Below are 23165 nucleotides of genomic sequence, written 5' to 3'. Positions count from 1 at the left end.
GGGGCTGGTCGAAGACGGGATTTGCGAATGGCATTGCTTGATGACGCCCTCGATGCCTGCGGTGGGCTGGAACGATGGCGTCGGTTGAAGAGATTCACCGTCCACCTTTCCATCGATGGCGCGCTGTTCTCCCGCATCGGCAATGCAGGGCGGCTCAAGGACATGGTCATGGAAGGTTCGACCGAGGTCCAGACGCTGCAATTCACCGGCTTCACCGCCCCCGACAGATGCGGCCTGTACCAGCCCGACTGGGTTGCCATCCAGAGCCTGCAAGGCGAGATCCTGCGATCATGCCGCGACCCGCAGACGGCATTTTCGGATCACCACGACGAGATGCCGTGGGACGATCTGCGCCTGGCCTATTTTTGCGGCCTCTCGCTCTGGAACTGTCTGACGATCCCATTTCTGCTGGCGCAACCGGAAATTGAGACCGAAGAACTGCCTCCCTGGAACACCGGCAGCCAGATCTGGCGACGTCTCCGCGCGATATTTCCACCGACCATCGTTACGCATTCCCGGGAGCAGATCTTCTACTTCGATGACGATGGGCTTCAGCGGCGATTGGACTACCAGGCGGCGGGCGTGGCAATCGCGCACCTGACCTGGGCGCATCAGAAGTTCAACGAAATCGTCATCCCCACGCTCCGGCGCTGCCTGTCGCGTCAGCCCGATGGCACGCTGGTTACGAAGCCCGCGCTGATCGACATCGAGATCTTCGACGCGTCATTCGAGTAGCAGCCAGCGAGCGGCGTCGACCGTCGCGCCGCGTGCGCGATCACTCCTTGCCCTGAACGAAGAGCTGAATCAGGGCAACGAGGACATCTGGCGCATCCTCCTGGCTGAAGTGGCCGGCATTGGGCAGCTTGATGATGGGCCGGTCCGGCCATATTCCCCTGAAGTCGGCGATTTGGACCGCCGGCGAGATAGCTCTGTCCTTCATACCAACGGCGAGCATTGCTGGCTTTGACTTCAGATTGTCGACGAGTGGAAAGCCTTCAACGACGTATGGAGCAATCCGACCGAGCAGCACGTCGAGCGGGAACTCGATCGCTCCGATGCAGTCCTCTTTTGCTGGAAAGGCCGAACCGTAGGCCGCGAGCCATTCGGAATTCACTGCCGACAGATTCTCAAGACCAATGATCTTCATGATGCTGAGAATGTTGACGTCCAGGTGTCCCAACACCTCGCCAAGCGTGCCGGCTTCGTAATGCTTGCGGACAAACTGAAACCAGGGCGTCAGCGCATCGAACTCCGCGTTGCCATAGCCCGCCAATGTGTTGAGGAGGAACAAGCGCTTGACGCGGTCGGGGTGTCGCAGTGTGAAGGCCGAACCGATCGGTCCGCCCCAATCCTGCATGACCAGGGTGATGTTCCTCAGATCGATCGCTTCGATGAGTTTCGTAAGGTTGTCGACATGGGCTTTCAGCGAATACGCGCGATCGCGAGGGGTCTCGCTTTTGCCGAAGCCCATGTGATCGGGAACGATCACCCTGTGCGTCGCAGAAAGCGGCGGAATAAAGTGTCGATATAGATAGCCCCAGGTCGGTTCACCATGCAGACAAACGATGGGATCGCCGTCGCCCTCGTCGACATAATGCATACGAAAGCCGTTCCCGTCAAAATAGTGCGGCGCAAAGGGCCAGGTTGCACCAAACGTCTCGGCTGCAGGAATCGTCATTCGCCGAATCTCCTCGTGCGCGGGGTGTCAGTTGCAATTATGTGCGTCATATAAATGCCTCATCGAATGTTCGCTACCAACGACGAACCGTCGTAATGCCCGCATGACGATAATCTTTGCGTGAGAAGCCGCGCGTCGGCGACCGAAAATATTCGGTTCCGATTGAATCAGAACCGAATATCCAGATGGGTAGTCAGCCAGGCGCGAACGCCGTCCAGCGTCCGGAAGTCCTCCAGGGATCGCGTCGCGACGTCATGATAGGCGCCAGCCACCATCTCGCTCAGCGCCCGGCCCGGTCCGAGTTCCAGAAACACCGTCGCTTCGCTCTCGATGCAGGCCTGCAGGCAATCGGCCCATTGCACCGTCTGCGAGATCTGGGCCGCCAGCTTGTCGAGACCGGCTTTGACATCGATGACGGGCGCGGCGTCAATTCCGCTCAGGAGCCGCGTGCCGGCGGCCGGCAATGCCGTCACGGCAGCATGGCTTAACCTGTCGCGGAATTCCGTCGACGCCTTGGCAAGCCGCGCGGTGTGGGAGGCAACTTCCACCGGTACGTCGACGACCCTGGCCGCATTCATCGCCTTGGCGTCATCGGCGAGCGCGTTCAATGTTGCGCGGCTTCCGCCCAGGATGAAGGCATCGCCCGGATTGACGATGGCGACAGCGGCATCGTGCCGTTCGCACAAGGTGTCGATGGCATCGCGGGGAAGGCCGCGAACGAAGACCATTCCGTCACCGGGCCGCGTGGCGGCGTCCATCGCTTCCGCGCGGCGGGCCACCAGGTCGAGCGTATCTGTCATGCTCGTAAGGCCTGCGACGCCCCAGGCCGCCACCTCGCCAACGCTGTAGCCGGCAACGATGAGGCGGTCCGGCATTTGGTCGCGCAGCACAGACGCCGCGGCCAGCGCCTGCAGCGTGCAGAGGATCTGGCCGATGCGGTTGCGGTGCAGCACTTCCGCGCTCTCGCTACGGACGATCTCACGCGGATCCCGGCCGCCGAGCAGCGTCGCCGCATGGGCAAACAGGCTGGCGGCCTCCGGCGCATCGCCGGTCAGGGCGAACATATCGCGATGTTGCCGTCCTTGCCCGGAGCAGAGGATTGCGAGACTCATAGCCAGCCCAGCATCACGAAGAACACCGGCGCCAGCGCGAGCAGGATCGCATTGGACATCAGCGACAGGACCTCTCGTGGGCGTCGACGAAGAGGGTCATGGCCAACAGATCGGCCGATCCGCCGGGGCTGAGCCGGCGCACGATGAAGCTATCGTGGATGGCGCGGGCGCGCTCCCGCCAATCCGGCGCACCTACGCCGCCCTGGCCGAGAAACTGCCGCGCCACGCGGCGCGCAAACAAGAGGCCGTCCAGCCCGCCGCGATGCAGCAGATTGGTGTCCTCGACCGCGGCGATCAATGCGAAGCATGCTTCGACCCGCGCGGCCTCGGCGTCATCGGCAGCAACGAGAGCTCCCCTGTGCAAGGCCGGCAGGCCGACGTGGTAGACGCTTGGAAATCCCTTGGCCGCTTCCACGCGCGCGCCACCGGCACCGAAGCGACGACGGGCTTTCATGCCATGGCTGTGGAGCAGCACAGGTCCACCGAGGATGCTGCTGCCCCACAGGCGCGTCACGGTTGCTCCGAGCGACAAAGCGGGATCGACCTGCCCGTTGCTCCTTGCTCCGGCCGCCGCGCACAGCAGTCCAAGGCCGAAGATGGCGCCGCGATGGGTGTTGATGCCCGAGGTCGCAGCAAACATCGCCGCCTCGGCCTTGAGACCGATGATCCTCAGTTGCTCCATCGCGCAGCCGCCGGCGCCGGCTTCCGCCAACGCAGCGAAATACGGGCCTATGGTTTCAGCACTGACGCGCAGTGTCTCGGCATCCATATCCTCGTGACTGCCGCGATCGACATGGCTCACGAGGCCGGGCTTCGGCCATGTCTCCACTTCCAGCAGCAGGCAATCCACGGCGCTTGCCGCGATTGCCGCCGCATTGGGCGCGCACGGCGCCTTCACCTGTGGAAGAGGTGCCCGCTGCTGCGCGCTCCATGCCAGAGCCAGCGTCATGACGGCATCTCCCCGGCGAGGAAGAGACTCGTATCGAGCAAGGCGACGCTATCGATGGTCTTGACCAGGACCCGGTCGGCATCCGCGTGCAACTCCCGCCAGTTCACAGCGGCGCCGTCGTCGCGGACCAATTCGCCATCGAGCCGCATCGGCGCCAGCGCCTCGATCTCGGCGACACCGGCGACAACGCCCGCAACGTCCGTGTCGCGACCAATGCGCAGGAGGAGATCGAGATCAGAGCGATCGGTCAGATAATCCAGTCCGGTCAACACCCGCCAAGCAAGGCTGCCGAACACCCTTGCTTCCACCGCATGAAGCGAAGCGAGTTCATCGAGACGTTCGAGCGTCGGCCGCCACGCGGGCGGCGCCTTCCGAGCGGCCGCTCCCAACGAGGGCGGCGGCGCGATCGAGATCACGTCTTCGGCCTGCATCAGGAAGGAAAGCCGCCGCTTGCCGGCAAAGGGCGGCAATGGCAGGCCCACCGCCACGCCGTGACGCTCGCAAGGCGTGGCACGCCGGCCGATCAACGGCCAGCCGTTCTCGACCCATAGCGCGACCAGCGGATCGGCCGCCAGATCGCTCCGCGCAGCGAGCGCCGTGCACCAGCTCTCGGGGCGGACAAAGATCAGGTCATGGCGCCTCATCGGTCCCTCAGCGGGTTTGCATGGTGAGCTCACGAACGCGCTCCGCGATGTCGGCGGCCTTCATGCGGCCACCGCGTTCCTTGCCGAGCGCGTCGCGCCGGTCGCGCGCATCGGACATGTTGCGCAGCAGTTTTTCCAGTTGATCGGCCAGCGAGATCTTGTCGTCCCAGGTGACATGCACGGCCCCGAGCTGAACCAGATTTTGCAGGCCGGGAGCGAACACCGGCGTGGACTTGGCTTTCTGCTCGAGCACCTCGATCGGCAATTTGGTCACCTTGGACATCGACGGCAGATCCATCACCGCCGGATCCGCGCCCGGCAATCCCACCAGCACGCGGGTCGCAAGCGCGGTGGCGAGGAAGGCTCCCGCCGCCGAATGGCCATACAGCAGCCCGATCGTAGGCCGGCCCTCGATATCCGCATGGATGAGCGACTTGGCGAGATGAGCCAGGAACTCGTTCAATCCCAGAAGCTCATCGCGCTTGCTCATGCGCTGGCTGTCGCTGTCGACGACGACCAGAATCGGGCCGCTTCCATTCTTGATCGAACCGAGAACGGCGCTGGAGAGCCTGATCGCCTCGTCGACACCGAGCGCGGTTCTATCAGCGACACCGATGACCAGGGCGCGATCGCCGGATCGCAGCGTGCCGGACCCGAGCAGAACGCCACCATCGTTCTTCACGTCATGGCCGTCGGGAAACATCGAGGCGAGAATCCTATCGAGCGTCACGGGCAATCCTCCGGAGCTTGTCGGCAAGTTCGATGAACTGATCGGCTGGCAACGCTGGAACGGACGCAGCGTCCGGAACGCCTTCCGCCGCCCAGATCTCGACCGCATCCCGGCAGGCGCCAAAGCGTTGCAATCGATCTTCAAGGCGCGATTGCTCGGCATTCAACGTGTCGATGCCAAAGCCCGAGGTGGTCTCAAGCAATTCGAGGGCGGCTTCACGAAAGGCTTGCACGGTGTCGTCGGCAAAGAGTTCGGCGCCGCCGATCAGCCGCCGGTGCTTGCCGCCCATTGTGCGCCAGACCAGGGCACGGTCGCGCGAGTCGAACTCTTCCACGCCGCGATTGGTCTCGATGACCTCAGGACCGGAGACGGCGATACGTCCCTGCTCGGACACCGCGAGCGCCGAGCAGCAGCCCGCGATCAATCCACCGCCGCCATAACATCCAGAACGGCCGCCGATCAGCCCGATCACCTTCACGCCTGCGGTCCGCGCCTCGATCACCGCGCGCATGATCTCGGCAATCGCAAGCTCGCCCGCATTGGCCTCTTGCAGGCGGACGCCGCCAGTGTCGAGCAGGATCAATACCGGGATCGATTTCATCTCCTTCGCCGCGCGCAGCAATCCCGTCAGCTTGGCGCCGTGGACCTCGCCGAAAGCGCCGCCCATGAAGCGGCCTTCCTGCGCCGCAATGAACACCGGCGATCCTGCAAGCTGCCCGTGGCCGACGATGATGCCGTCGTCGAACTGCTCGGGAAGGTCGAACAGTTTCAGATGCGGGCTGACCTCGCGCTGCTCGGGGCCGATGAATTCGACAAAGCTTCCGGGATCAAGCAATAGCCGGATCCGCGCCCGCGCTGATGCCTCGTAGAAGCTCGTCGCTCGCGCCCGCTCCACCGATGGCTTTTCCAGATCCGCGACGCTCATTGCTCGTCCTCCGCCATCAGCCGGACAGCCTGGGCGAGACGCAGCGACACGGTGTCAGGTCGCGCGCCGCCGTCGTTGATGGAGAATTTGAGCCCGCCGGGCGAGTAGCGCTCGACGAAGTCGGCGACCACGGCGTCCCATACCTCGCCAAAGCCTTCGGCCGCAGTCTTGATCTCCAGCCGGCATTCGGTTTCCGGCAACACGCGTTCGGCCAGAACTTCCAGATTGCCGGAAGCCACCACGCCGATGATGGCCATTTGCCTGGTCCCGCCGGCACGGCTACGGGCCTGATGGTGAAAGCTCAGATCTTCCATTGCGGCTATCCTCTCACCAGTTGCGGAATTGCGAGGGCGGCGCGTAGAGCCCGCCCGACCACCGCACGAGATCCTTGATCGAGCGCGCCGCCAGCATGCTGCGGTCGGCGTCGAGCGGATCGATGCCGAGATCCTCCGGCCGACGGATCACACCGCGCTCGCGCAAATGCTGCACCATTTTCTTGTCCCTGTTACGGCCGACATCGGTGTAGCCGGCGACGCCGCGGATCGCCTGTTCGCGCTCATTCGCGTCACGGCACAGCAGGAGATTGGCGACGCCCTCCTCCGTGACGATGTGGGTGACGTCGTCGCCATAGATCATCACCGGGGCGAGATCGAGCTTGAGCTTCTCGGCGAGCGCGAGCGCGTCGAGCTTCTCGACGAACAGCGGCGCGTTCTTCTCGCCAAAGGTCTCGCCGATCTGCACCACCAGCTTGCGGCCACGGCGGAGCAGCGCCGAGCCGTCGGGATCGGCCTCGCGGCCGGCCTGCAGCCAGGGTGTGCTCGGATGGCGCCGCCCGCGGGCATCGGCGCCCATGTTCGGCGCGCCGCCGAAGCCCGCGATGCGCGATGTGGTGACGGTGGAGGAATTGCCCCGCAGATCGATCTGCAAGGTCGAGCCGATGAACATGTCGCAGGCATAGAGGCCGGCGGTCTGGCAGAAGGCGCGGTTGGAGCGCAGCGAGCCGTCTGGCCCGGTGAAGAAGACGTCGGATCGGGCGCGGATATAGTCGTCCATGCCGACCTCCGAGCCGAAGCAATGGATCTGCTCGACCCAGCCCGATTCGATCGCGGGGATCAGCGCGGGATGGGGATTGAGGGCGAAATGGCTTGCGACCTTGCCTTTCAATCCCAGCCGCTCGCCACAGGTCGGCAACAACAGCTCGATCGCGGCGGTGGAGAAGCCGATGCCGTGATTCAGCCGCTGCACGCCATAGGGCGCGTAGATCGCCTTGATCGCCAGCATCGCGGTCAGGATCTGTCCTTCGGTGATGGCGCCGGGATCGCGCGTGAACAACGGCTCGACGAAGAACGGCTTGTCGGCCTCGACCACGAACTGCACGCGGTCGGCCGGGATATCGACGCGCGGCACCTTGTCGACGATCTCGTTGACCTGGGCGATGACGACGCCGTTCTTGAAGGCTGTGGCCTCGACCACCGTCGGCGTGTCCTCGGTGTTCGGCCCGGTATAGAGGTTTCCGTCGCGGTCGGCGCTGACGGCGGCGATCAGCGCAACCTGCGGCGTGAGGTCGATGAAATAGCGGGCGAACAATTCGAGATAGGTATGGACGGCGCCGAGCTCGATCTTGCCGCCGAACAGCATGCGCGCGATGCGCGCCGACTGCGGCCCGGAATAGGCATAATCGAGCCTCTTTGCGACGCCGCGGTCGAACAGGTCGAGATGTTCCGGCAGCACGATGCCGGACTGCACCATATGCAGGCCGTTCACCTTGGCGAGGTCGACGGCAAGCAGCGCGCGACAAAGCAAGTCCGCCTGCTTCTGGTTATCGCCCTCGAGGCACACCCGGTCGCCCGGCCGTATCACCGCTTCCATCAGGCGGGTGGCGTCGCGTGCTTCGACGATCTTACCCTTCGCCAGTTTCGCGCCGGCCTCGATGCGGGCATCGCGTGCTTGCCGGCCTTGCTGCCAATTCCTCATTCGCCATGCTCCTGGATCCGGCATTCCCTAACGATATGCGTCGGACCCGATTGGATCACTGAGGCGCTCCGGCGGGCATGTGTGAGAACCCTGTCCCGCCGGAGCCCCATGCGTCATTCGCAACCTTCTTGTCACCGCGCGGCCAACTTTTCAGCGTTCCGAGCAGCTTCTGTGATCACGGCCGCCACTTCCTTCGGATGGGATTCGTAGACGGAGTGGCTGGCGCCCTTGATCTCGGTGGTGTGGCTCTTTGCGCGGGCGTAGTACCAGCGCTCGAGATCGGGATTGATGATCTGGTCGCTCTCGGCGACGATGCCCCAGCTTGGCTTGGTCTTCCAGGCAGCCGCGGTCAGCGGCGTGGTGAAGACCTGAGCCGCGGCCAATACCTGGGAGCGCGCGGAAAATTCCGCCCGCTCGCGCGACAGGTCGGGTGCGAAGAGCTTGGGAAAATCCGGCGGGTTGAGATAGGTGTATTGATCCGGCGTCTTCTTGATCGCGCCTTCCGTCTTGGCCAGCACGCTCGGCATCTTCTTGCCAAGCGCGCCTTCGTCCTCGCCGACGTCTGGCGCATGCGCGGCGACGTAGACGAGACCGACCACCTTCGGATGAACGCCGGCCTCCGTGATGATCGAACCGCCATAGCTGTGGCCGACGAGCAGCGTCGGGCCGTCCTGCAAGTCGAGGATTCGCTTCGCCGCCGTCACGTCATCGGCGAACGAGGTTTCCGGCTCCTGCACCATGGTGACATGGAATCCTTCTTTGGTGAGGATTTCATACACGGGCTTCCAGCCCGATGCGTCCACCCAGGCGCCATGCACCAGCACGATGTTCTTGAGCGGCTCGGCACGCGCCGGAACGATTGTCGAAACGAGCGAAAGAGCGGCCGCAAAGGCGAGGCAGGCTTTGACGTATTTCATGTCCGAAGACTCCAGGTTGCGTCGTGCGAACCATAGAGGCAGAGCCTGTCTGCGTATTTCTGTAACTAAAGGGTGATTTCGACTTTGCACGCTGCCGAATAAATGTTGTCGGCGCGATCCGCTCGCTGGCAAACGTCAAGACGCACTTGCCCGTATCGGCGCAAGTGCGTCTTGTGATCTCTCTCACTCAGCCGCTGTGTACTCGACCCGCGTGCCATCGTCGCGGATCGGCACCGGCGCCATCGCCTCGAACACGCCGTCATGCCGGACGAGCGCGTGGAACAGCGCGGCGGCAACATGCATTAGGATCAGCGCAAAGAATGCGAAGGCCAGATAGAAATGCGCATTCCACAACAGCGTACGCAGGCTGTCGCTCTGCGGCAGGATCGCGGGAAGGTAGATGCCGCCGTAGAGCTCAACAGGATAGGCCGATGCCGACAGCATGGCCCAGCCGAGCAGCGGCATGCCGATCATGAGAGCATAGAGCGCATAATGCGACAATTCGGCAGCGAGCTTCATCGGCTCGGGCAGGTCGGCCGGCAGCGGCGCGCGCCGTAATAGAAGCGCGTGACCAGGCGGATCAGCGCCAGCACCAGGATGATGCTGCCGAGCGTCTTGTGGATCGAGACCAGCGGCACGTATTTCGGCATGATCGTGGATACCATGCCGACGCCAATGAAGAGCATCGTCAGGATGCAGACTGCCATGACCCAGTGCAGCACGCGCTGAAGGGGAGAGAAGTGGTGGCGGATAGCGTTCATGGCTTCGGGCCCGTTACGGTTCGTGGATAATCCTTGGCCTCCGCCGTGCGGAGATCGTACGACTTGGCGTAGACCGATGAGCGGGCCGCCGGGAACGGATCGTCCGAGGTGCGCATGCCCGGCGGCAGTACGGTCGGATCGAAGTTGATGTCGCGGCAAGGACCATCCGCCTCGGCCTCGATCCGCTGCACGACCAGCGTGCCGACCTCAATGGTGCGACGATCCTCCGGCCAGGCCTTGGTCGGATCCGCGGTGGGATCACCTGGGTTGGCGACGGTCACCGTCATGGTCCAACGCTGCGGGCCAGAGCGAACCCGCTGCGTGATCTCCTGTTCAAGGAAGTCAGGATCAAGCTTCTTGAGATCATCCTGTGTCACCGGAACCACTTGCGCCTGCGGCAGCAACGACCATCGCACCGCGTGATCGGCGCCGGAACTGTCGGTGAAGACGAAACTGTTGAGACCGTTGAAGCGATCCTCGGCATAGCTGCCGGTCCAGGGCGCATTCTTGGCCCACGCGCCGAACGGCGCAAACTCCGGATGCGCTTCGGCAAACACCTTCATCGCGTTGGGGTCCTTGCTGCCCGCTGCGACCAGGAGTTCGTGAAAGCCTTCCGGCGTGGAGGCTGCAAAGACCGGCGCATTGATCATCGCCATGCGCCATTCCTGGCCATTCGGCGGCATGATCCGCAATCCCAGGCCGCGCACGCGGACCGATGCATCCGCGGCATCCGGATTGGGCGTGCCCAGATTGAAACGTCCCAGCGCCGCATACTGGCCGGCGGCAAGGACCGAGGCGCGTGAGATCGCCGCGCCATTGCCGTTGGATTCGAAAACGCCGGTGACGCAGATGCCCTTGGCGTGATTGCGGCGGTAACCAAGCGCCGGGCCGCTGGGGGGCGCCAGCGCCTCCAACATCTTCCAGGGCGTCAGGCGCTCCGGCGAAAGCCATCCCGCAGTGTAGGCGAAGGCGGCCGCGCTGCCGGCGATGACGACGCCGATCAGCACGAGTGATCCCAGCACGGAACGTGCGGGAGATGGACGCGGCTCGGGCATTCAGACCTCACGATGACGATGGATAATTCTGTCCTGTAGCCACCACTATCCCTCCGGAGCATCGGAGGGTCTTCCCGAACCTGCCAAGACTCTTTCAAAATCGCACGGCCGGCAGCCGCGACGCGCCCACGCCGGAGGGGATTGTCCATGCGCCGCCCCCGTCCTAACCTGCCCGAAAAAACAGGTGGAAACGCAATGGCACGGATCAAGACTATCGAGACCGGACTCTACCGGATTCCGCTGTCGGTCACGCTGTCCGACAGCACGCATGGCGAAATCAACGCGTTCGAGCTTATCACGGTTCGTGTACGCGATTCCGACGGCGCGGAGGGCATAGGCTACACTTACACGGTCGGCCGCAATGGCGGCGCCATCGCCGACATCCTCCGCCGTGAGGTTCCCGAATTGATCGAGGGCCGCGAGGCCGACGATACCGAAGCGCTGTGGCACCACGTCTGGTGGCGCCTGCATTATGGCGGGCGCGGTGGCCCCACCGTGCTTGCGCTCTCGGCGCTGGACATCGCCCTTTGGGACTTGAAGGCGCGGCGCGCCGCGCTGCCGCTCTGGCGGCTGCTCGGCGGGTTCGATCAGCGCGTCCCCTGCTATGCCGGCGGCATCGACCTCGATCTATCAGTCGAGGCCCTGCTGAAGCAGACCGACGATAATCTGGGCAAGGGCTTTCGCGCCATCAAGATGAAGGTAGGCCGTCCCGATCTCGGCTCCGACGTCGCGCGCGTGCAGGCGATGCGCAAGCATCTCGGCGATGGCTTTCCCTTGATGGCCGACGCCAACATGAAATGGACGGTGGAGGAAGCCATCCGCGCCGCGCGAGCGCTGCAGCCCTTTGATCTCACCTGGCTCGAAGAGCCGATCATTCCCGACGACGTCGCCGGCCACGCCCGGATCCTCGCCGCAGGCGGCGTGCCGATCGCGGCAGGCGAGAACTTGCGCACGCTCTGGGAGTTCAAGAACTACATCGCCAATGGCGCGGTCTCCTATCCGGAGCCTGATGTCACCAATTGCGGCGGCGTGACCTCCTTCATGAAGATTGCGCGGCTTGCCGAAGCCTTCAATCTTCCCGTCACCAGCCATGGCGCGCACGACATCACGGTCCACCTGCTCGCGGCCTGCCCGAACCGTTCCTATCTCGAGGCGCATGGCTTTGGCCTCGATCGCTATATCGAGCATCCGCTTGTGCTCGAAGATGGCATGGCGCTGGCGCCGACCCGCGCCGGCCACGGCGTCAATTTCGACTGGAAGGCGTTGGAGAGTCTCGCCGCGTGAGCCGCGATGGATACTGCGCTCCCTCTCCCGCTTGCGGGAGAGGGCTGGGGTGAGGGTGTCTCCACGATGGGACTGTCCGTAGGGAGAGAGCCCTCACCCGCTGCGCCAACGGCGCAGCGACCTCTCCCGCAAGCGGGAGAGGTGAAGAGACCTCACGCCAGCCACACCGCTCCGGGTCTCTTGGTCGCGTGAATATGCGCTTTCAGGAAATCGATCAGCAGGCTCTTGGCGCTCTCGGCGGCGAGCGTGAGCAGAAACTCGTTCGACCATATGACGCAGCAGGTCAGATAGAAGGTCGGCTTGATCAACGCCGGCTCCGCAAAATCATTCAGCGAAAAGCCGGACATGTCGCCGAGATTGAGGATCGTGCTCGCCGCGCCTGAACGGACCGCAGAAAGTTCGCTTGCGACCGTGACGGCCTCCGCCGCCAGATTGAGAGACAGGCCCGCCTCGGCAAGGGTTCGATCAATCACGATCCGCCGCGCGTTCAAGGGACCGGGCAGCACCAGCGGGATTTTCGCGACATCCTTGAGCGAGATCGTGGGGCCGGCCGTCGCGTGAGCCGAGTGCCGGCTGCTGATCAGATAATGGTTCTGCCGAAACAAAGGCTGCCCCAGAACCACCGGGAAGAACTCGTCCTCGAACGCCAGCGCGAGATCCAGCCGGCTCTTCCCGACCTCCTCGCGCAGGAATTCACTGTCGCCGTCGATGAACTTCAGCGTGATCTTGGGGTATTTCGCCCGGCACTGCGCGATGAACGGTCCGACCAGCGTGGTGGAAAGCGACGCCGGCATGCCCAGGCCCACCAGCCCTTCGACATCGCCGACACTCGAACGGACGAGACCGGGGAGGTTTTCGAGCTTGCGCAGAATGGATGAAGCTTCCTCGTAAAGCTTCTCGCCGACCACCGTCGGCCTGACCCCGCGTGCGCTTCTCTGGAGCAGCGGTACGCCAAGGGAAGCTTCCAGCTCCACGATCTGCTGGCTGAGCGCGGGCTGCGCACGTGAATGGTCCGCGCCGCCTGCGAGAAGCTGCCGGCCTCGACAATCTTCACGAAATAATAGAGATGGCGGTATTGCATCCGCCGGCCCTCACCAGCCCTGGGATCGTGGAATCACCACCTAAAAGCGTGGCTACTGTCAAGTTTCATCGGCGTCGCGGCCACAGCCGAAATAGTATCAAATCGAACCAAACTTGTGGTAGTGGCGACACTCAAGCCGGCGATAGAACGTTGCTTGCTGTCGTGGTAACGGATCGATACGGGCCGGACAGCGTGGACGGCAAGGAAGTGGCATGACGCGAACGATCCAATGGCAGTACGGAAGTGATGAAGTCACGCTCGGTCTCGATGAGGCCGGCCACGGTGCCTCCGTCGTCCTTCTGCCGGCCCTGAGTTCGATCTCGACACGGCAGGAAATGCGCCTTCTGCTTGATCGGCTCGCTTTCCGTTTCCATGTCACAGCCGTCGACTGGCCCGGCTTTGGCGACCTGGCACGGCCATCCGCAAACTGGTCGCCGGATATGCTCTCTGCATTTCTCGACTGGTTCCTGACCGAGATCACCTCACCGCCTCACATCGTTGTCGCAGCCGGGCATGCGGCGACCTACGCGCTGCACCAGGCGGCCAACCATCGCGGCACGATCGAACGTCTCGTATTGATCGCGCCGACTTGGCGCGGACCATTGCGCACCATGATGAGTGGCGAGCGACCCTGGTTCGCCCGCATTCGCGCGGCGATCGATCAGCCTCTGATCGGCCCGCCGCTCTACCGGCTGAATGTCAGTCGCTTCGTGATCTCGAAGATGGCGCGCGGGCATGTGTACAGCAATCCCGATTGGCTCACCGGCGATCGCCTCGCCGCGAAGCTTGCCGTCACGCGAGCGGAAGGCGCCCGCCACGGTTCGGTGCGTTTCGTCACCGGCGCCCTCGACCGCGTCGACAATCGCGCGGCGTTCCTCGATCTCGTGCGTCGCGCAGATATTCCGATCCTTGTCATCTACGGCGCCGAGACGCCGCCGAAATCGCGCGCGGAGATCGAGGCCCTCACCGGGCTCCCGAACGTCCAGGTCAAGCAACTGCCAAAGGGCAAGCTCGCCGTCCACGAGGAGCTGCCGGATGTTGTCGCCGACGAAATTCTGGCGATGTTGTCAGGGTGATTTCAGCCATCATCCCCGCCGTTCGATTATTGGGTCAGAACCGATGATCTGAACCTGTTGCCCAGGGCACAGCTAGGGGCTTGGTAAACGCAGTCCACCGGTTCCAGCAGATCGTCTGTCAAGTGTGATCGGCTGCCATTGTACCTGTGCAAGCGGTGCGCTTTCGGGGTAGGTTTGAGGCACGCAACGGCCTTGCAAATTTTACTGGAGGCGGAACGACAAATGCCGACAAAAGATCCGGTCAACTGGATGTTGTCTGAAGCGATCGAATCGCTCGCGCGCGCCGAACGGCTGCATCGAAGATTGTTCAGCCTGCAGCCGGCCGGCCCGCGCGAACCCAGTTGGGAGCCTCCGATCGACGTGCTGGAGACCGATCGGGAGCTGTTGATCTTCGTGGCGCTGCCCGGCGTCGATCCCGATCAGGTGGTGGCGATCATCGAGAACGGCGTGCTGATCATCAAAGGGCACCGGATATTGCCCGCGGAGCTCCGCGATGCGCTGATCCACCGGCTCGAGCTGCCGCAGGGCGGGTTCGAGCGCCGCATTGCGTTGCCGGCCGGACGCTACGCCGTGAGCCGGACCGCCTCGAATGGATGCGTCGTGTTGCGTCTGTCGAAATCCGTGTGAGAATTCATGATGTCGCCTGATAGTCAAAATCCCGGTTCGGCCACCGCCGGTGCGAAAGTGGAATCGGTCACGATCCCCTCGGATGCGCTGATCATCGTCGCGGTCCGCAACATTGTATTGTTTCCGGCCGTGATCGCTCCGGTCGCCATCGCCCGCGCGAAGTCGATCGCCGCCGCGCAACAGGCACTGCGCGAACAGCGGCCGATTGGAATCCTGCTGCAGCGAAACGCCGACATCGACGATCCCACGCCGGACGACCTGCACCGCGTCTGCACGATCGCCAATATCGTCAGGTACATCACCGCGCCCGACGGAACCCATCACATCGTCTGCCAGGGCGTGCAGCGCGCCCGCATCCTTGATTTCCTGCCTGGCACGCCATTCCCCGCGGCGCGTGTGCTTCACATTCCGGAGCCAACGACGACGTCGCCCGAGATCGAGGCGCGCTTTATGAATCTGCAGAGACAGGCCGTCGAGGCGGTCCAGCTCCTGCCGCAGGCGCCGCCCGAGCTGGTCGGCGCTTTCCAGGCAACGACATCTCCCGGCGCACTCGCCGATCTCACGGCGTCTTATATGGACATCAAGCCGCAGGAGAAGCAAGAGATCCTCGAGACCATCGACCTCGCCGCCAGGATGGACAAGGTTTCGCGCTATCTCGCCGAGCGGCTCGAAGTGCTGCGGCTGAGCAACGAGATCGGCCAGAAGACCAAGGCTGCCCTCGACGAGCGCCAGCGCGAAGTGCTGCTCCGCGAGCAGATGGCCACCATCCAGCGCCAGCTCGGCGAAGGCGAAGGCAAGGCGCAGGAAGTCGCGGAATTGAGCGCGGCCATCGACAAGGCGAAGATGCCGTCCGAAGCCGAAGGCCAGGCGCGCAAGGAGCTGCGGCGCTACGAGCGGATGCCTGAAGCCGCCGCCGAAGGCGGCATGGTTCGCAGCTATCTCGACTGGCTGATCGATTTGCCCTGGGCGCTGCCAGACGAAAAGCCGATCGATATCCGCGAGGCCCGGCGCATCCTCGATGAGGATCATTTCGGGCTGGAAAAGATCAAGGCGCGGATCATCGAATATCTCGCGGTCCGCAAACTGGCGCCGCATGGCAAGGCGCCGATCCTGTGCTTCGTCGGACCGCCCGGCGTCGGCAAGACCTCGCTCGGCCAGTCGATCGCGCGCGCCATGGACCGGCCGTTCGTGCGCGTCAGCCTCGGCGGCGTCCATGACGAAGCCGAGATCCGCGGGCACCGCCGCACCTATATCGGCGCCCTGCCCGGCAATATCATCCAGGGCATCAAGAAGGCCGGCTCCCGCGCCTGCGTCATGATGCTCGACGAGATCGACAAGATGGGACGCGGCATCCAGGGCGACCCGTCGGCGGCGATGCTCGAGGTGCTCGATCCCGAGCAGAATTCGACCTTCCGCGACAACTATCTCGGCGTGCCCTTCGATCTTTCACGCGTCGCCTTCATCGCGACCGCGAACATGCTCGATACGGTTCCGGGACCGCTGCTGGACCGGATGGAGATCATCAGCCTGCCCGGTTACACCGAGGATGAAAAGCTCGAGATCGCGCGGCGCTATCTGGTGCGCCGCCAGCTCGAGGCCAACGGTCTCAAACCAGAGCAGGCGACAATCGAGGACGAAGCGCTGCGCTCGATCATCAAGGGCTACACGCGGGAAGCCGGCGTCCGTTCGCTCGAACGCGAAATCGGCAAGGCGCTGCGCCATGCCGCGGTGCAGATCGCGGAGGGCAGCTCAGCCAAGGTGACGCTCGGCGCTCGGGATCTCACGACCGTGCTCGGCCAGCCGCGCTTCGAAGGCGAGATCGCGCTGCGCACCAGCGTGCCCGGCGTTGCGACCGGGCTTGCCTGGACACCGGTCGGCGGCGACATTCTCTTCATCGAAGCAACACGCGTGCCCGGCAGGGGCGGCCTGATCCTCACCGGCCAGCTCGGCGAGGTCATGCGCGAAAGCGTGCAGGCGGCGTTGACACTGGTGAAAAGCCGCGCCGCGCAGCTCGGGATCGATCCGTCGCTGTTCGAGAAGAGCGATATCCATGTCCACGTGCCCGCGGGCGCCACGCCGAAAGATGGTCCGAGCGCCGGCGTCGCGATGTTCACCGCGCTGTCCTCGCTGCTCACCAATCGCACGGTCAGGCACGACACCGCGATGACCGGCGAGATATCGCTGCGCGGCCTGGTGCTGCCGGTCGGCGGCATCAAGGAGAAAGTCGTCGTGGCCGCGGCCGCCGGCCTGACCCGGGTGATGCTGCCGGCGCGCAACCGGCGCGACTTCGACGACATTCCGCAAGGCGCGCGCGACAAGCTGGAGTTCATCTGGCTGGAGCGCGTCGACGATGCGATCGCGCAAGTGTTGGAGCCGGCGAAATAGCCGGCCAACGCAATGGAAAATGCACCGGGCACGCGGCTCTTCGCGTGCCCCTCAATCCTTGCCCTTGGTCTTCACGAGATAGCTGACGATCGCGGGCACGTCCGCCTCGTCGATCGGCGCCTTGTAGGCGTTGATCATCTTGTGCACCTCAGCTTCCCAGGTCGCCTTGGGCAGCGGCGGCTGGTTCAGCACCATGTCGGGCGAGTGGCAGGCGAGGCAATTGTTGTTGATCGCCGCGGCGCTGGAGCCGCCGGGGAACAAGGCATCGCCTGCCGGCAGCTCCACCGTCGTCGATTTGATCGTCGGCAGATCCTGAACCCAGGCCGGCGTCGAGGAGAGCAGCGCACTTCCGAAGCAGCCGATCGCAGCCAGATATTTCAGCATGATCAGCTCCTAGAATGCCTTGACCTGCACGGTTTCGATGACGTTGCGCATGAAGCCACTGCCATTCCAGTTCGGCGTGTCCGGCTGGACCTCGCCTGCGGAATTGGTGCAGCGGACCATCAGCGCGTGATCGCCTTTATCGGCAAGCGCAAAGTCCGTCTGCCACTGGCGAAAGCCGTACTTGCCGAAATCATCGCCAAGCTTGGCCGGCTGCCATGACTTGCCACCGTCGCTGGAAAACTCGACCTTGGCGACGCCGGTGTCACCGCCAAAGGCGATGCCGCGAGCGGGCACGCGCGTGCCTGCGGTGAACGATGCGCCATCAGTGATATTGGTGAAGAATGAGCGCGGCACCATGCGGTTGATCGGCACCATCTTCACGCCGCTCTGTCCCGGCACGATGCTGGCGTGCGGCGTATCGGGAATCGTGTACGCGACGGCCATCCAGTAATTATCGTCCGGCTTGTCGAGCACTTCGATGTCGCTCAGCATCTTGATCCAGTAGGTCGAGTACCATCCCGGCACGATCAGGCGCAGCGGGAAACCGTTGAGCAGCGGCAGTTGCTCGCCATTCATGGCGTAGGCGATCATCACTTCACCATCGCGGGCATGATCGATCGCAAGCGACTTCCGGAAGGTCGGAGCGTCCAGGACGACAGGCTCGTCCAATCCCTTGAAGCGGACCTGAACGGCGCCGGCCTTGACGCCGGCGCGATCCAGCACGTCCTTCAGCCGTACGCCGGCCCATTTGGCGTTGCCCATCGCGCCATTCGCCCATTGCGCGCCGGGCACGCGCGGCGAGAAGAAGCCGCGCGAATTGCCGGAGCATTGATTGACCGCGGCAAGCTCCACGCGCGGCAGGTCGCGCAGGATGTCCGATATCGACAGCGACAGCGTCCGATCGACATGCCCGCGCACCGCAAGCCTGAACGCGTTCACGTCGACCGAATTCGGGATCTCGGCCCAGTGCCAGCGCACGTAGAACTGATCGTTCGGCGTGAAGACGCCGCGGTCGAACACTTCCATCGGCGTTTCGAGCAGCGCCGGCCGCACCCGCTGCAGAATCATGTCGCCTTTTTGCGGAAAAGCATGCGTGATCGGCCGTTCCCGCGGCCCGCTGGCAAACGGCAATTTGACCATTTCTTCGGCGAAGGCCGGCGATACGGCAAGCGACAGACCGGCAATTCCAATGTTCCGGAGCACAGTACGGCGCGACGGACGTTCAGTGGGGGCGGAGCGAGCGGGATGCAGGTTTCGCAGCGAATGGCTGAGCGCATCTTCCTTGTCGTTGCGCATCAGAGCTTCCTCCTTGGGCAAGCGGCACTGAGCCCATCGGCACCGCCCATTGCAAATCCGAACAATAGCATACCCCGCCTGGTGTCGACGGGACATCTGGGTATTTCGAATTTGCCTGCTACCGAGGCAGCGAATCGCGCAACATCGTACGACACGCGGCCGATCAGGCCGCCAGCGCGTCCTGGTTGATTTCACCCTTGGCAAGCGTCGTCAGCAATTCGTCCGCCCGCTTTTCTTCATCGAGCGCGCCGTGCAGCAGCCGCTGGTCCTCACGAAGGTTGAGCTGGCCCGCAAGCGCGGCCACGCTTCCATAGGCTGCGATCTCGTAATGCTCGAGCTTCTGTGCGGAGGCGATCAGGCCGGCGTCGCGAAGGTAGCCGTCCTTCAGGATTACGCACATCTTCTCGGTCTCATGGATCAGCGCCTGCATGGCCTGATCCGTATGTTGCTCTGCGGCGGCGTCGTGCTTCTGCAGGATCGACCGCAGCCGCTCCTCCTGCATGATGGTTTCCCGCTGATGCCGCTCCAACGCAGCCCTTAGCGAAGGATGCGAGGCCGCTTTGGCCATAAGCAGCAACGCCTCGCCAAGCTGCTGCTCGACGCTGACAAGTTCCTGCAATTCGGCAAGGTACATGTCCTTGAATGTCGTGATCTCCATAGTGGTATCCTTTCGAACGGACCGCCGGCCAGCCGGCCGCCGCGGCCCTCAAGTGCAATCGCCGATCGGGTTGAAGGTAGCCCCGGCGAAGCTGCGCTCCCTCTCCCGCTTGCGGAGGAGGGCTGGGGTGGGGTGCCTCTGCATTGGGACTCCCCGAGTGGAGAGAGCCCTCACCCGGCGCAACGCCATAGCCGAGGCTCCGCTTCGGCGTTCTCTAAGGACGGCCGCCGAAGGCGGCCTCCGCCTCTCCCGCAACCGGGAGAGGTGAAGATTCAGCCTGATCGGATCATACTCAAGCTGACCATTCAACGAAGGGAACCAGTTCCCGGTTCCTAAAATGGCATGCCGACGCGGCTCACGCCCGATAGAGATAAAGATAGTTCGGCGAGAACAGCGCCGTGCTCTTGAGCGCATCCAGGTCGGTGATCGTCAGCGTCCGTTCGCGCAGCAGGATCAGGCCGGAGCTGCGCAAGTCCTGCAGCGTGCGGTTGAGATGGACCACCGAGAGGCCGGTCGCGTCGGCCAGATCCATCTGGGTCACCGGAAAGGCGCAGGAATTGCCGTCGATCAGGCCGACCGGCCGCAACCGTTCATAGATCTCGCATAGCAGATGCGCTACGCGCTCGAGCGCCAGCCGACGGCCGAGATTGATCGCCCATTCGCGCTGGATCGCGCTGCTCACCAGCGTCTCGCACCAGAACGCCTCCGCGACCGAACGGTCGTCCGCGACCAGCGCCTCGAACTGCGCGCGTTTGACCTCGGCATAGACCACTGGCGTTAGGCTCGCGATGGAATGATCCATCACCGGTAGCAGATAGGTGTAGGCGTCGCAGGTCTCTCCCGGCAGGATGAAATTGACGATCTGGCGCCTGCCGTCCTCCAGCGTCTTGTAGCGGCACAGCCAGCCCGACAGGATGATCCGCACGCCGTGGACCGCATCGCCCTCGCAGATCAGGTCCTCGCCCGCGCCGACATGCTGCATGCCCTCGCGTATCGCCCGTTCCAGCGCAGCGACACCCTCGTCCGACAAGGGCCGCAGCGCATTCAGTCGCCGGATCACCGGCTGCGCCAGAATTCCCTCGACGGGTGGGGGATGCATCTAGCTGTCCAGTACCGGCGTGTGGATGGTTCGCCGGCTCAAGGGAATGATGATGGTGCAGTGAAGGCCGCCAGCATTGAACATCATCATGGTCTGTCCCTTGAACTCGAACGCCAGCGTCCGCTCCAGCAGTTCGGTGCCAAAACCCTTGCGCGGCGGCGGCGCGACGGACGGGCCGTTCCGCTCGCGCCAGTCGAAAACCAGCCGTGGCGGATTGACCGCCTCGTCGATCCGCCAGCTTATCTCGATGCGCCCTGAAGGCTGGCTCAGCGCACCGTATTTCAGCGCATTGGTCGCAAGTTCATGGAGGGCAAGCGCGAAAGTTTCCGCGGCCTTTGACTGGAAACGCACTTGCGGGCCGGAGACGCGCAATTGCTCGCCTTCGCGGGCATTATAGCCGAGCAACTCCTCGATGACGAGGTATTCGAGATCGACGCCGCCTTCGGGGTCGCGGATCACCAGCGCCTGGGTCCGTGCGAATGCGTTCAGGCGGCCGTCGAGATGGGCGGCATATTCGTCGACGCTCGAGCTGGTTTCGGCGGAGCGGCGCGCGATCGAGCGGATCACGCCGAGCGTGTTGCGGACGCGGTGCTGAAGCTCGGCGAGCAGCAGCCGCTGCCGCTCCTCCGCGCGCGTGATCGCGGTGACGTCGATGAAGGTGATGACCACGCCGGCAATGAAATTGCCGATACTCCGGTACGGCAGGATGCGGACGACGTAGCGCGTGCCGCTGTCGGGCGCACTTAGTTCGCGCTCGGCGCTGGCGAGCGTACGCAGCACGCGGCGAACGTCGTCATAGAGCTCCTCGATCGGAATGCGCGCCTTGATCTGCGCGATCGGCCGGCCGACGTCGGTTTCGACCAGATGCAGCACCTGGGTGATCGCGGGCGTGAAATTCATCACCTTGAGGTCATTGTCGAGGAATACGGTCGCGATCTGCGTGCCTTCAAAGAAGTTCTTCAGATCGCTGGTGGCGCGCGCCAGCTCCTTGACCCGGTGCGCCAGCTCGCCATTGACGGTTGCCAGCTCCTCGTTCAGCGCCTGATATTCCTCGTTGGAGGATTTCAGCGCCTCGTTGGTGCTTTCGAGCTCCTCAATGGTGGCCTGCAGCCGCTCGCGCGTCGTCAGCAATTCGCTTTCCAGCCGCTCGACGTGCTCGGGCCTGACCAGCGCATTGGGATTATTCTCCTTGTTGTCGGCGACGCGGGCCGGGGGCACTTCAAACCCCTGCCTCTCCTCCAGCCGCCGCAGATGGCGGGCATAGATCTGGATGTGCTCGGGGATCTGATCGGGCGGCAGCACGTAATCGGCGATCGCGGCCGCATGATTGCTGTCGGCGAGTTGATCGACATGATCGCCAGCGACCCGCTCGGCGATGGCCAGCCCGCCATGGTCCTTCAGGGTCTCAACGCCCAGCGTCCCGTCGCCGCCAGTCCCGGCAAGGACGACCCCGATCGCCTCCTCGGCGCGCTCCTCCGCGAGCGATACCAGGAAGCTGTCGATCGTGGCGCGTTCGCCTGGCGCCTGCGCGGCCCCGCGGATCGCAAGACGACCGCCCTGGATCGTGGCGATCCTGTCGACGGGGCAAAGATAGATCGTGCCGCCTTCGATCATGGCGCCGTCCTGGATCTCGGAGAGCCGGCTGCCTTCCGGTCGCTGCAGCATCTCTCGCAGCCGTCCGTCGTCGAACGCCTCGCGGCGCTGCAACACCAACACGATGGCCTGGTCGGAATTGAGCGCCAGCCTCGAGAAGAACCGCTCGATACTGTCCATCGCACCGGCAGACGCTCCGACGCCGATGATCAACGGTGCCTTGGCCCGACGTCTACCGTCCGCTGATTCCGATCCGACTTCACTCATGGGGCGGCGGCTCTCGCTGTTCTGTCAGGGCCTGATTTGGCGTGGCAAAAACCATGCACATAGCGAAGCTTGACGCTATCCCAACGGTGACTACGGCGAAATAACGCGTGAGGGCGCCGCCCAACGCAACCCCGCCATAACGCATTGAGGACGCCCATACCGGCGCGTCCAGCTAGGAAGATCGGCCCGCAGCGATCAATTCGCATCCGAGTTGCACAGGTTAGTGCGCCGGTTCCAAAATGCTGCCACGCTGCTTGGCCTCGGAGCATCGGGCGGGTTGCATCATGAATGAACTCGACGAACGGATTGAGCAGCTCGAGCGCAGAGCCGCGGAAAGCACGCTGATTGCCGACCTCTCGCCAAGACGGGAAATCCGGATCCACAACACCCGTCTGGCCGACGAACTGCGGCAGGTCGCTGCCGAACTCAAGATGCTGCAGTCGGAGAGACCTTGGGCGGCCTGAGCGGCGGGTGTGCTCGCGAACGGTATTCGTCTGGAGACGCGCTCCTTACTATGAGGGGGCGATATTGCATGCGCGGCAGCGCGAAATATCCAAGCGATTCCAACGTGATTTGCCCCGTCCAGCCGTGCAGCGAAAAATAAACCGCTTAACCCGTCGGGCAAATCACGACTATGACTCCGCGCGTCTCACGGCGGATGAGGGGCGGC

Annotated in this window: 22 protein-coding genes and 1 pseudogene; 6 read left to right on the top strand and 17 right to left on the bottom strand. The window is 63.8% G+C overall.

Features of this window, described 5'->3' with window-relative positions; all coding sequences use genetic code 11:
* The first annotated feature begins 27 nt into the window (after positions 1-27).
* Positions 28-735 carry a hypothetical protein gene (locus CWO89_RS13265; protein ID WP_130579074.1) on the top strand — a complete coding sequence of 236 codons (708 nt, stop codon included), beginning with the start codon at positions 28-30 and terminating at the stop codon, positions 733-735.
* A 40-nt stretch (positions 736-775) separates the two neighbouring features.
* Here the strand turns inward: CWO89_RS13265 and CWO89_RS13260 are convergent, their stop codons facing one another.
* From CWO89_RS13260 to CWO89_RS13210, 11 genes and pseudogenes are all read right to left on the bottom strand, one after another.
* The gene (locus CWO89_RS13260; RefSeq protein ID WP_130579072.1) at positions 776-1678 is read right to left on the bottom strand and encodes an alpha/beta fold hydrolase; all 903 of its coding nucleotides are present in this window, start codon (positions 1676-1678) and stop codon (positions 776-778) included.
* 167 nt (positions 1679-1845) lie between these two features.
* Positions 1846-2790, bottom strand: a complete 945-nt coding sequence (locus CWO89_RS13255) for a malonate decarboxylase subunit epsilon (protein ID WP_130579070.1) — start codon at positions 2788-2790, stop codon at positions 1846-1848.
* Between the two features lie 58 nt (positions 2791-2848).
* Entirely contained in the window at positions 2849-3739 is an 891-nt protein-coding gene (gene mdcB, locus CWO89_RS13250) for a triphosphoribosyl-dephospho-CoA synthase MdcB (protein WP_130579068.1), read from the bottom strand.
* Positions 3736-4416, bottom strand: coding sequence for a malonate decarboxylase holo-[acyl-carrier-protein] synthase (gene mdcG, locus CWO89_RS13245; RefSeq protein WP_165421129.1), 681 nt, complete (start codon positions 4414-4416; stop codon positions 3736-3738). The genes mdcB and mdcG overlap by 4 nt, the downstream gene beginning before the upstream one ends.
* On the bottom strand, positions 4391-5113 hold the full coding sequence (gene mdcE / locus CWO89_RS13240) for a biotin-independent malonate decarboxylase subunit gamma (protein WP_130579064.1): 723 nt from the start codon (positions 5111-5113) through the stop codon (positions 4391-4393). The genes mdcG and mdcE overlap by 26 nt, the downstream gene beginning before the upstream one ends.
* Complete coding sequence (locus CWO89_RS13235) at positions 5100-6038, bottom strand: biotin-independent malonate decarboxylase subunit beta (protein ID WP_130579062.1); 939 nt, start codon at positions 6036-6038, stop codon at positions 5100-5102. The genes mdcE and CWO89_RS13235 overlap by 14 nt, the downstream gene beginning before the upstream one ends.
* A complete protein-coding gene (mdcC, locus tag CWO89_RS13230; RefSeq protein WP_130579060.1) occupies positions 6035-6352 on the bottom strand; it encodes a malonate decarboxylase acyl carrier protein in 318 nt (105 codons plus the stop codon). The genes CWO89_RS13235 and mdcC overlap by 4 nt, the downstream gene beginning before the upstream one ends.
* Positions 6353-6365: 13 nt before the next feature.
* Positions 6366-8012, bottom strand: a complete 1647-nt coding sequence (gene mdcA / locus CWO89_RS13225; RefSeq protein ID WP_130579058.1) for a malonate decarboxylase subunit alpha — start codon at positions 8010-8012, stop codon at positions 6366-6368.
* 131 nt (positions 8013-8143) lie between these two features.
* On the bottom strand, positions 8144-8929 hold the full coding sequence (locus CWO89_RS13220; protein ID WP_130579056.1) for an alpha/beta hydrolase: 786 nt from the start codon (positions 8927-8929) through the stop codon (positions 8144-8146).
* Between the two features lie 183 nt (positions 8930-9112).
* Positions 9113-9615 (bottom strand): annotated as a pseudogene (locus CWO89_RS13215) (cytochrome b).
* Positions 9616-9686: 71 nt separating this feature from the next.
* On the bottom strand, positions 9687-10745 hold the full coding sequence (locus tag CWO89_RS13210; protein ID WP_130579054.1) for a catalase family peroxidase: 1059 nt from the start codon (positions 10743-10745) through the stop codon (positions 9687-9689).
* A gap of 195 nt (positions 10746-10940) precedes the next feature.
* Between CWO89_RS13210 and CWO89_RS13205 the strand changes: the two genes are divergently transcribed.
* Positions 10941-12029 (top strand): mandelate racemase/muconate lactonizing enzyme family protein, encoded by a 1089-nt coding sequence (locus tag CWO89_RS13205; RefSeq protein WP_130579052.1) that lies wholly within the window; start codon positions 10941-10943, stop codon positions 12027-12029.
* Between the two features lie 152 nt (positions 12030-12181).
* On the opposite strand, the gene CWO89_RS13200 is transcribed toward CWO89_RS13205, so the two are convergent.
* On the bottom strand, positions 12182-13003 hold the full coding sequence (locus CWO89_RS13200) for a LysR substrate-binding domain-containing protein (RefSeq protein ID WP_349644879.1): 822 nt from the start codon (positions 13001-13003) through the stop codon (positions 12182-12184).
* A gap of 319 nt (positions 13004-13322) precedes the next feature.
* Here CWO89_RS13200 and CWO89_RS13195 point away from each other — a divergent pair, with 319 nt between their 5' ends.
* From CWO89_RS13195 to lon, 3 genes are all read left to right on the top strand, one after another.
* Positions 13323-14186 (top strand): alpha/beta fold hydrolase, encoded by an 864-nt coding sequence (locus CWO89_RS13195; RefSeq protein ID WP_130579050.1) that lies wholly within the window; start codon positions 13323-13325, stop codon positions 14184-14186.
* A gap of 222 nt (positions 14187-14408) precedes the next feature.
* Positions 14409-14813 carry an Hsp20/alpha crystallin family protein gene (locus CWO89_RS13190; RefSeq protein WP_130579048.1) on the top strand — a complete coding sequence of 135 codons (405 nt, stop codon included), beginning with the start codon at positions 14409-14411 and terminating at the stop codon, positions 14811-14813.
* A 9-nt stretch (positions 14814-14822) separates the two neighbouring features.
* The gene (gene lon / locus CWO89_RS13185) at positions 14823-17198 is read left to right on the top strand and encodes an endopeptidase La (RefSeq protein WP_130579046.1); all 2376 of its coding nucleotides are present in this window, start codon (positions 14823-14825) and stop codon (positions 17196-17198) included.
* Between the two features lie 51 nt (positions 17199-17249).
* Here the strand turns inward: lon and CWO89_RS13180 are convergent, their stop codons facing one another.
* The 5 genes from CWO89_RS13180 to CWO89_RS13160 all read right to left on the bottom strand — a co-directional run bounded on the left by CWO89_RS13180 (position 17250) and on the right by CWO89_RS13160 (position 22495).
* Positions 17250-17582 carry a c-type cytochrome gene (locus CWO89_RS13180; protein WP_130579045.1) on the bottom strand — a complete coding sequence of 111 codons (333 nt, stop codon included), beginning with the start codon at positions 17580-17582 and terminating at the stop codon, positions 17250-17252.
* Positions 17583-17591: 9 nt separating this feature from the next.
* Positions 17592-18878, bottom strand: a complete 1287-nt coding sequence (locus CWO89_RS13175; protein WP_130579043.1) for a molybdopterin-dependent oxidoreductase — start codon at positions 18876-18878, stop codon at positions 17592-17594.
* Between the two features lie 163 nt (positions 18879-19041).
* Positions 19042-19536, bottom strand: a complete 495-nt coding sequence (locus CWO89_RS13170) for a YciE/YciF ferroxidase family protein (protein ID WP_130579041.1) — start codon at positions 19534-19536, stop codon at positions 19042-19044.
* A 355-nt stretch (positions 19537-19891) separates the two neighbouring features.
* Entirely contained in the window at positions 19892-20635 is a 744-nt protein-coding gene (locus CWO89_RS13165) for a Crp/Fnr family transcriptional regulator (protein WP_130579039.1), read from the bottom strand.
* Positions 20636-22495: a chemotaxis protein CheB gene (locus CWO89_RS13160; RefSeq protein ID WP_130579037.1), complete on the bottom strand. Its 1860-nt coding sequence runs from the start codon at positions 22493-22495 to the stop codon at positions 20636-20638.
* Positions 22496-22779: 284 nt separating this feature from the next.
* Between CWO89_RS13160 and CWO89_RS13155 the strand changes: the two genes are divergently transcribed.
* The gene (locus tag CWO89_RS13155) at positions 22780-22959 is read left to right on the top strand and encodes a hypothetical protein (RefSeq protein ID WP_245476134.1); all 180 of its coding nucleotides are present in this window, start codon (positions 22780-22782) and stop codon (positions 22957-22959) included.
* The last annotated feature ends 206 nt before the right edge of the window (positions 22960-23165 follow it).

This window comes from Bradyrhizobium sp. Leo170, assembly GCF_004296405.1.
Classification (GTDB): domain Bacteria; phylum Pseudomonadota; class Alphaproteobacteria; order Rhizobiales; family Xanthobacteraceae; genus Bradyrhizobium.
This window is presented reverse-complemented; position numbering and strand designations above follow the sequence as displayed.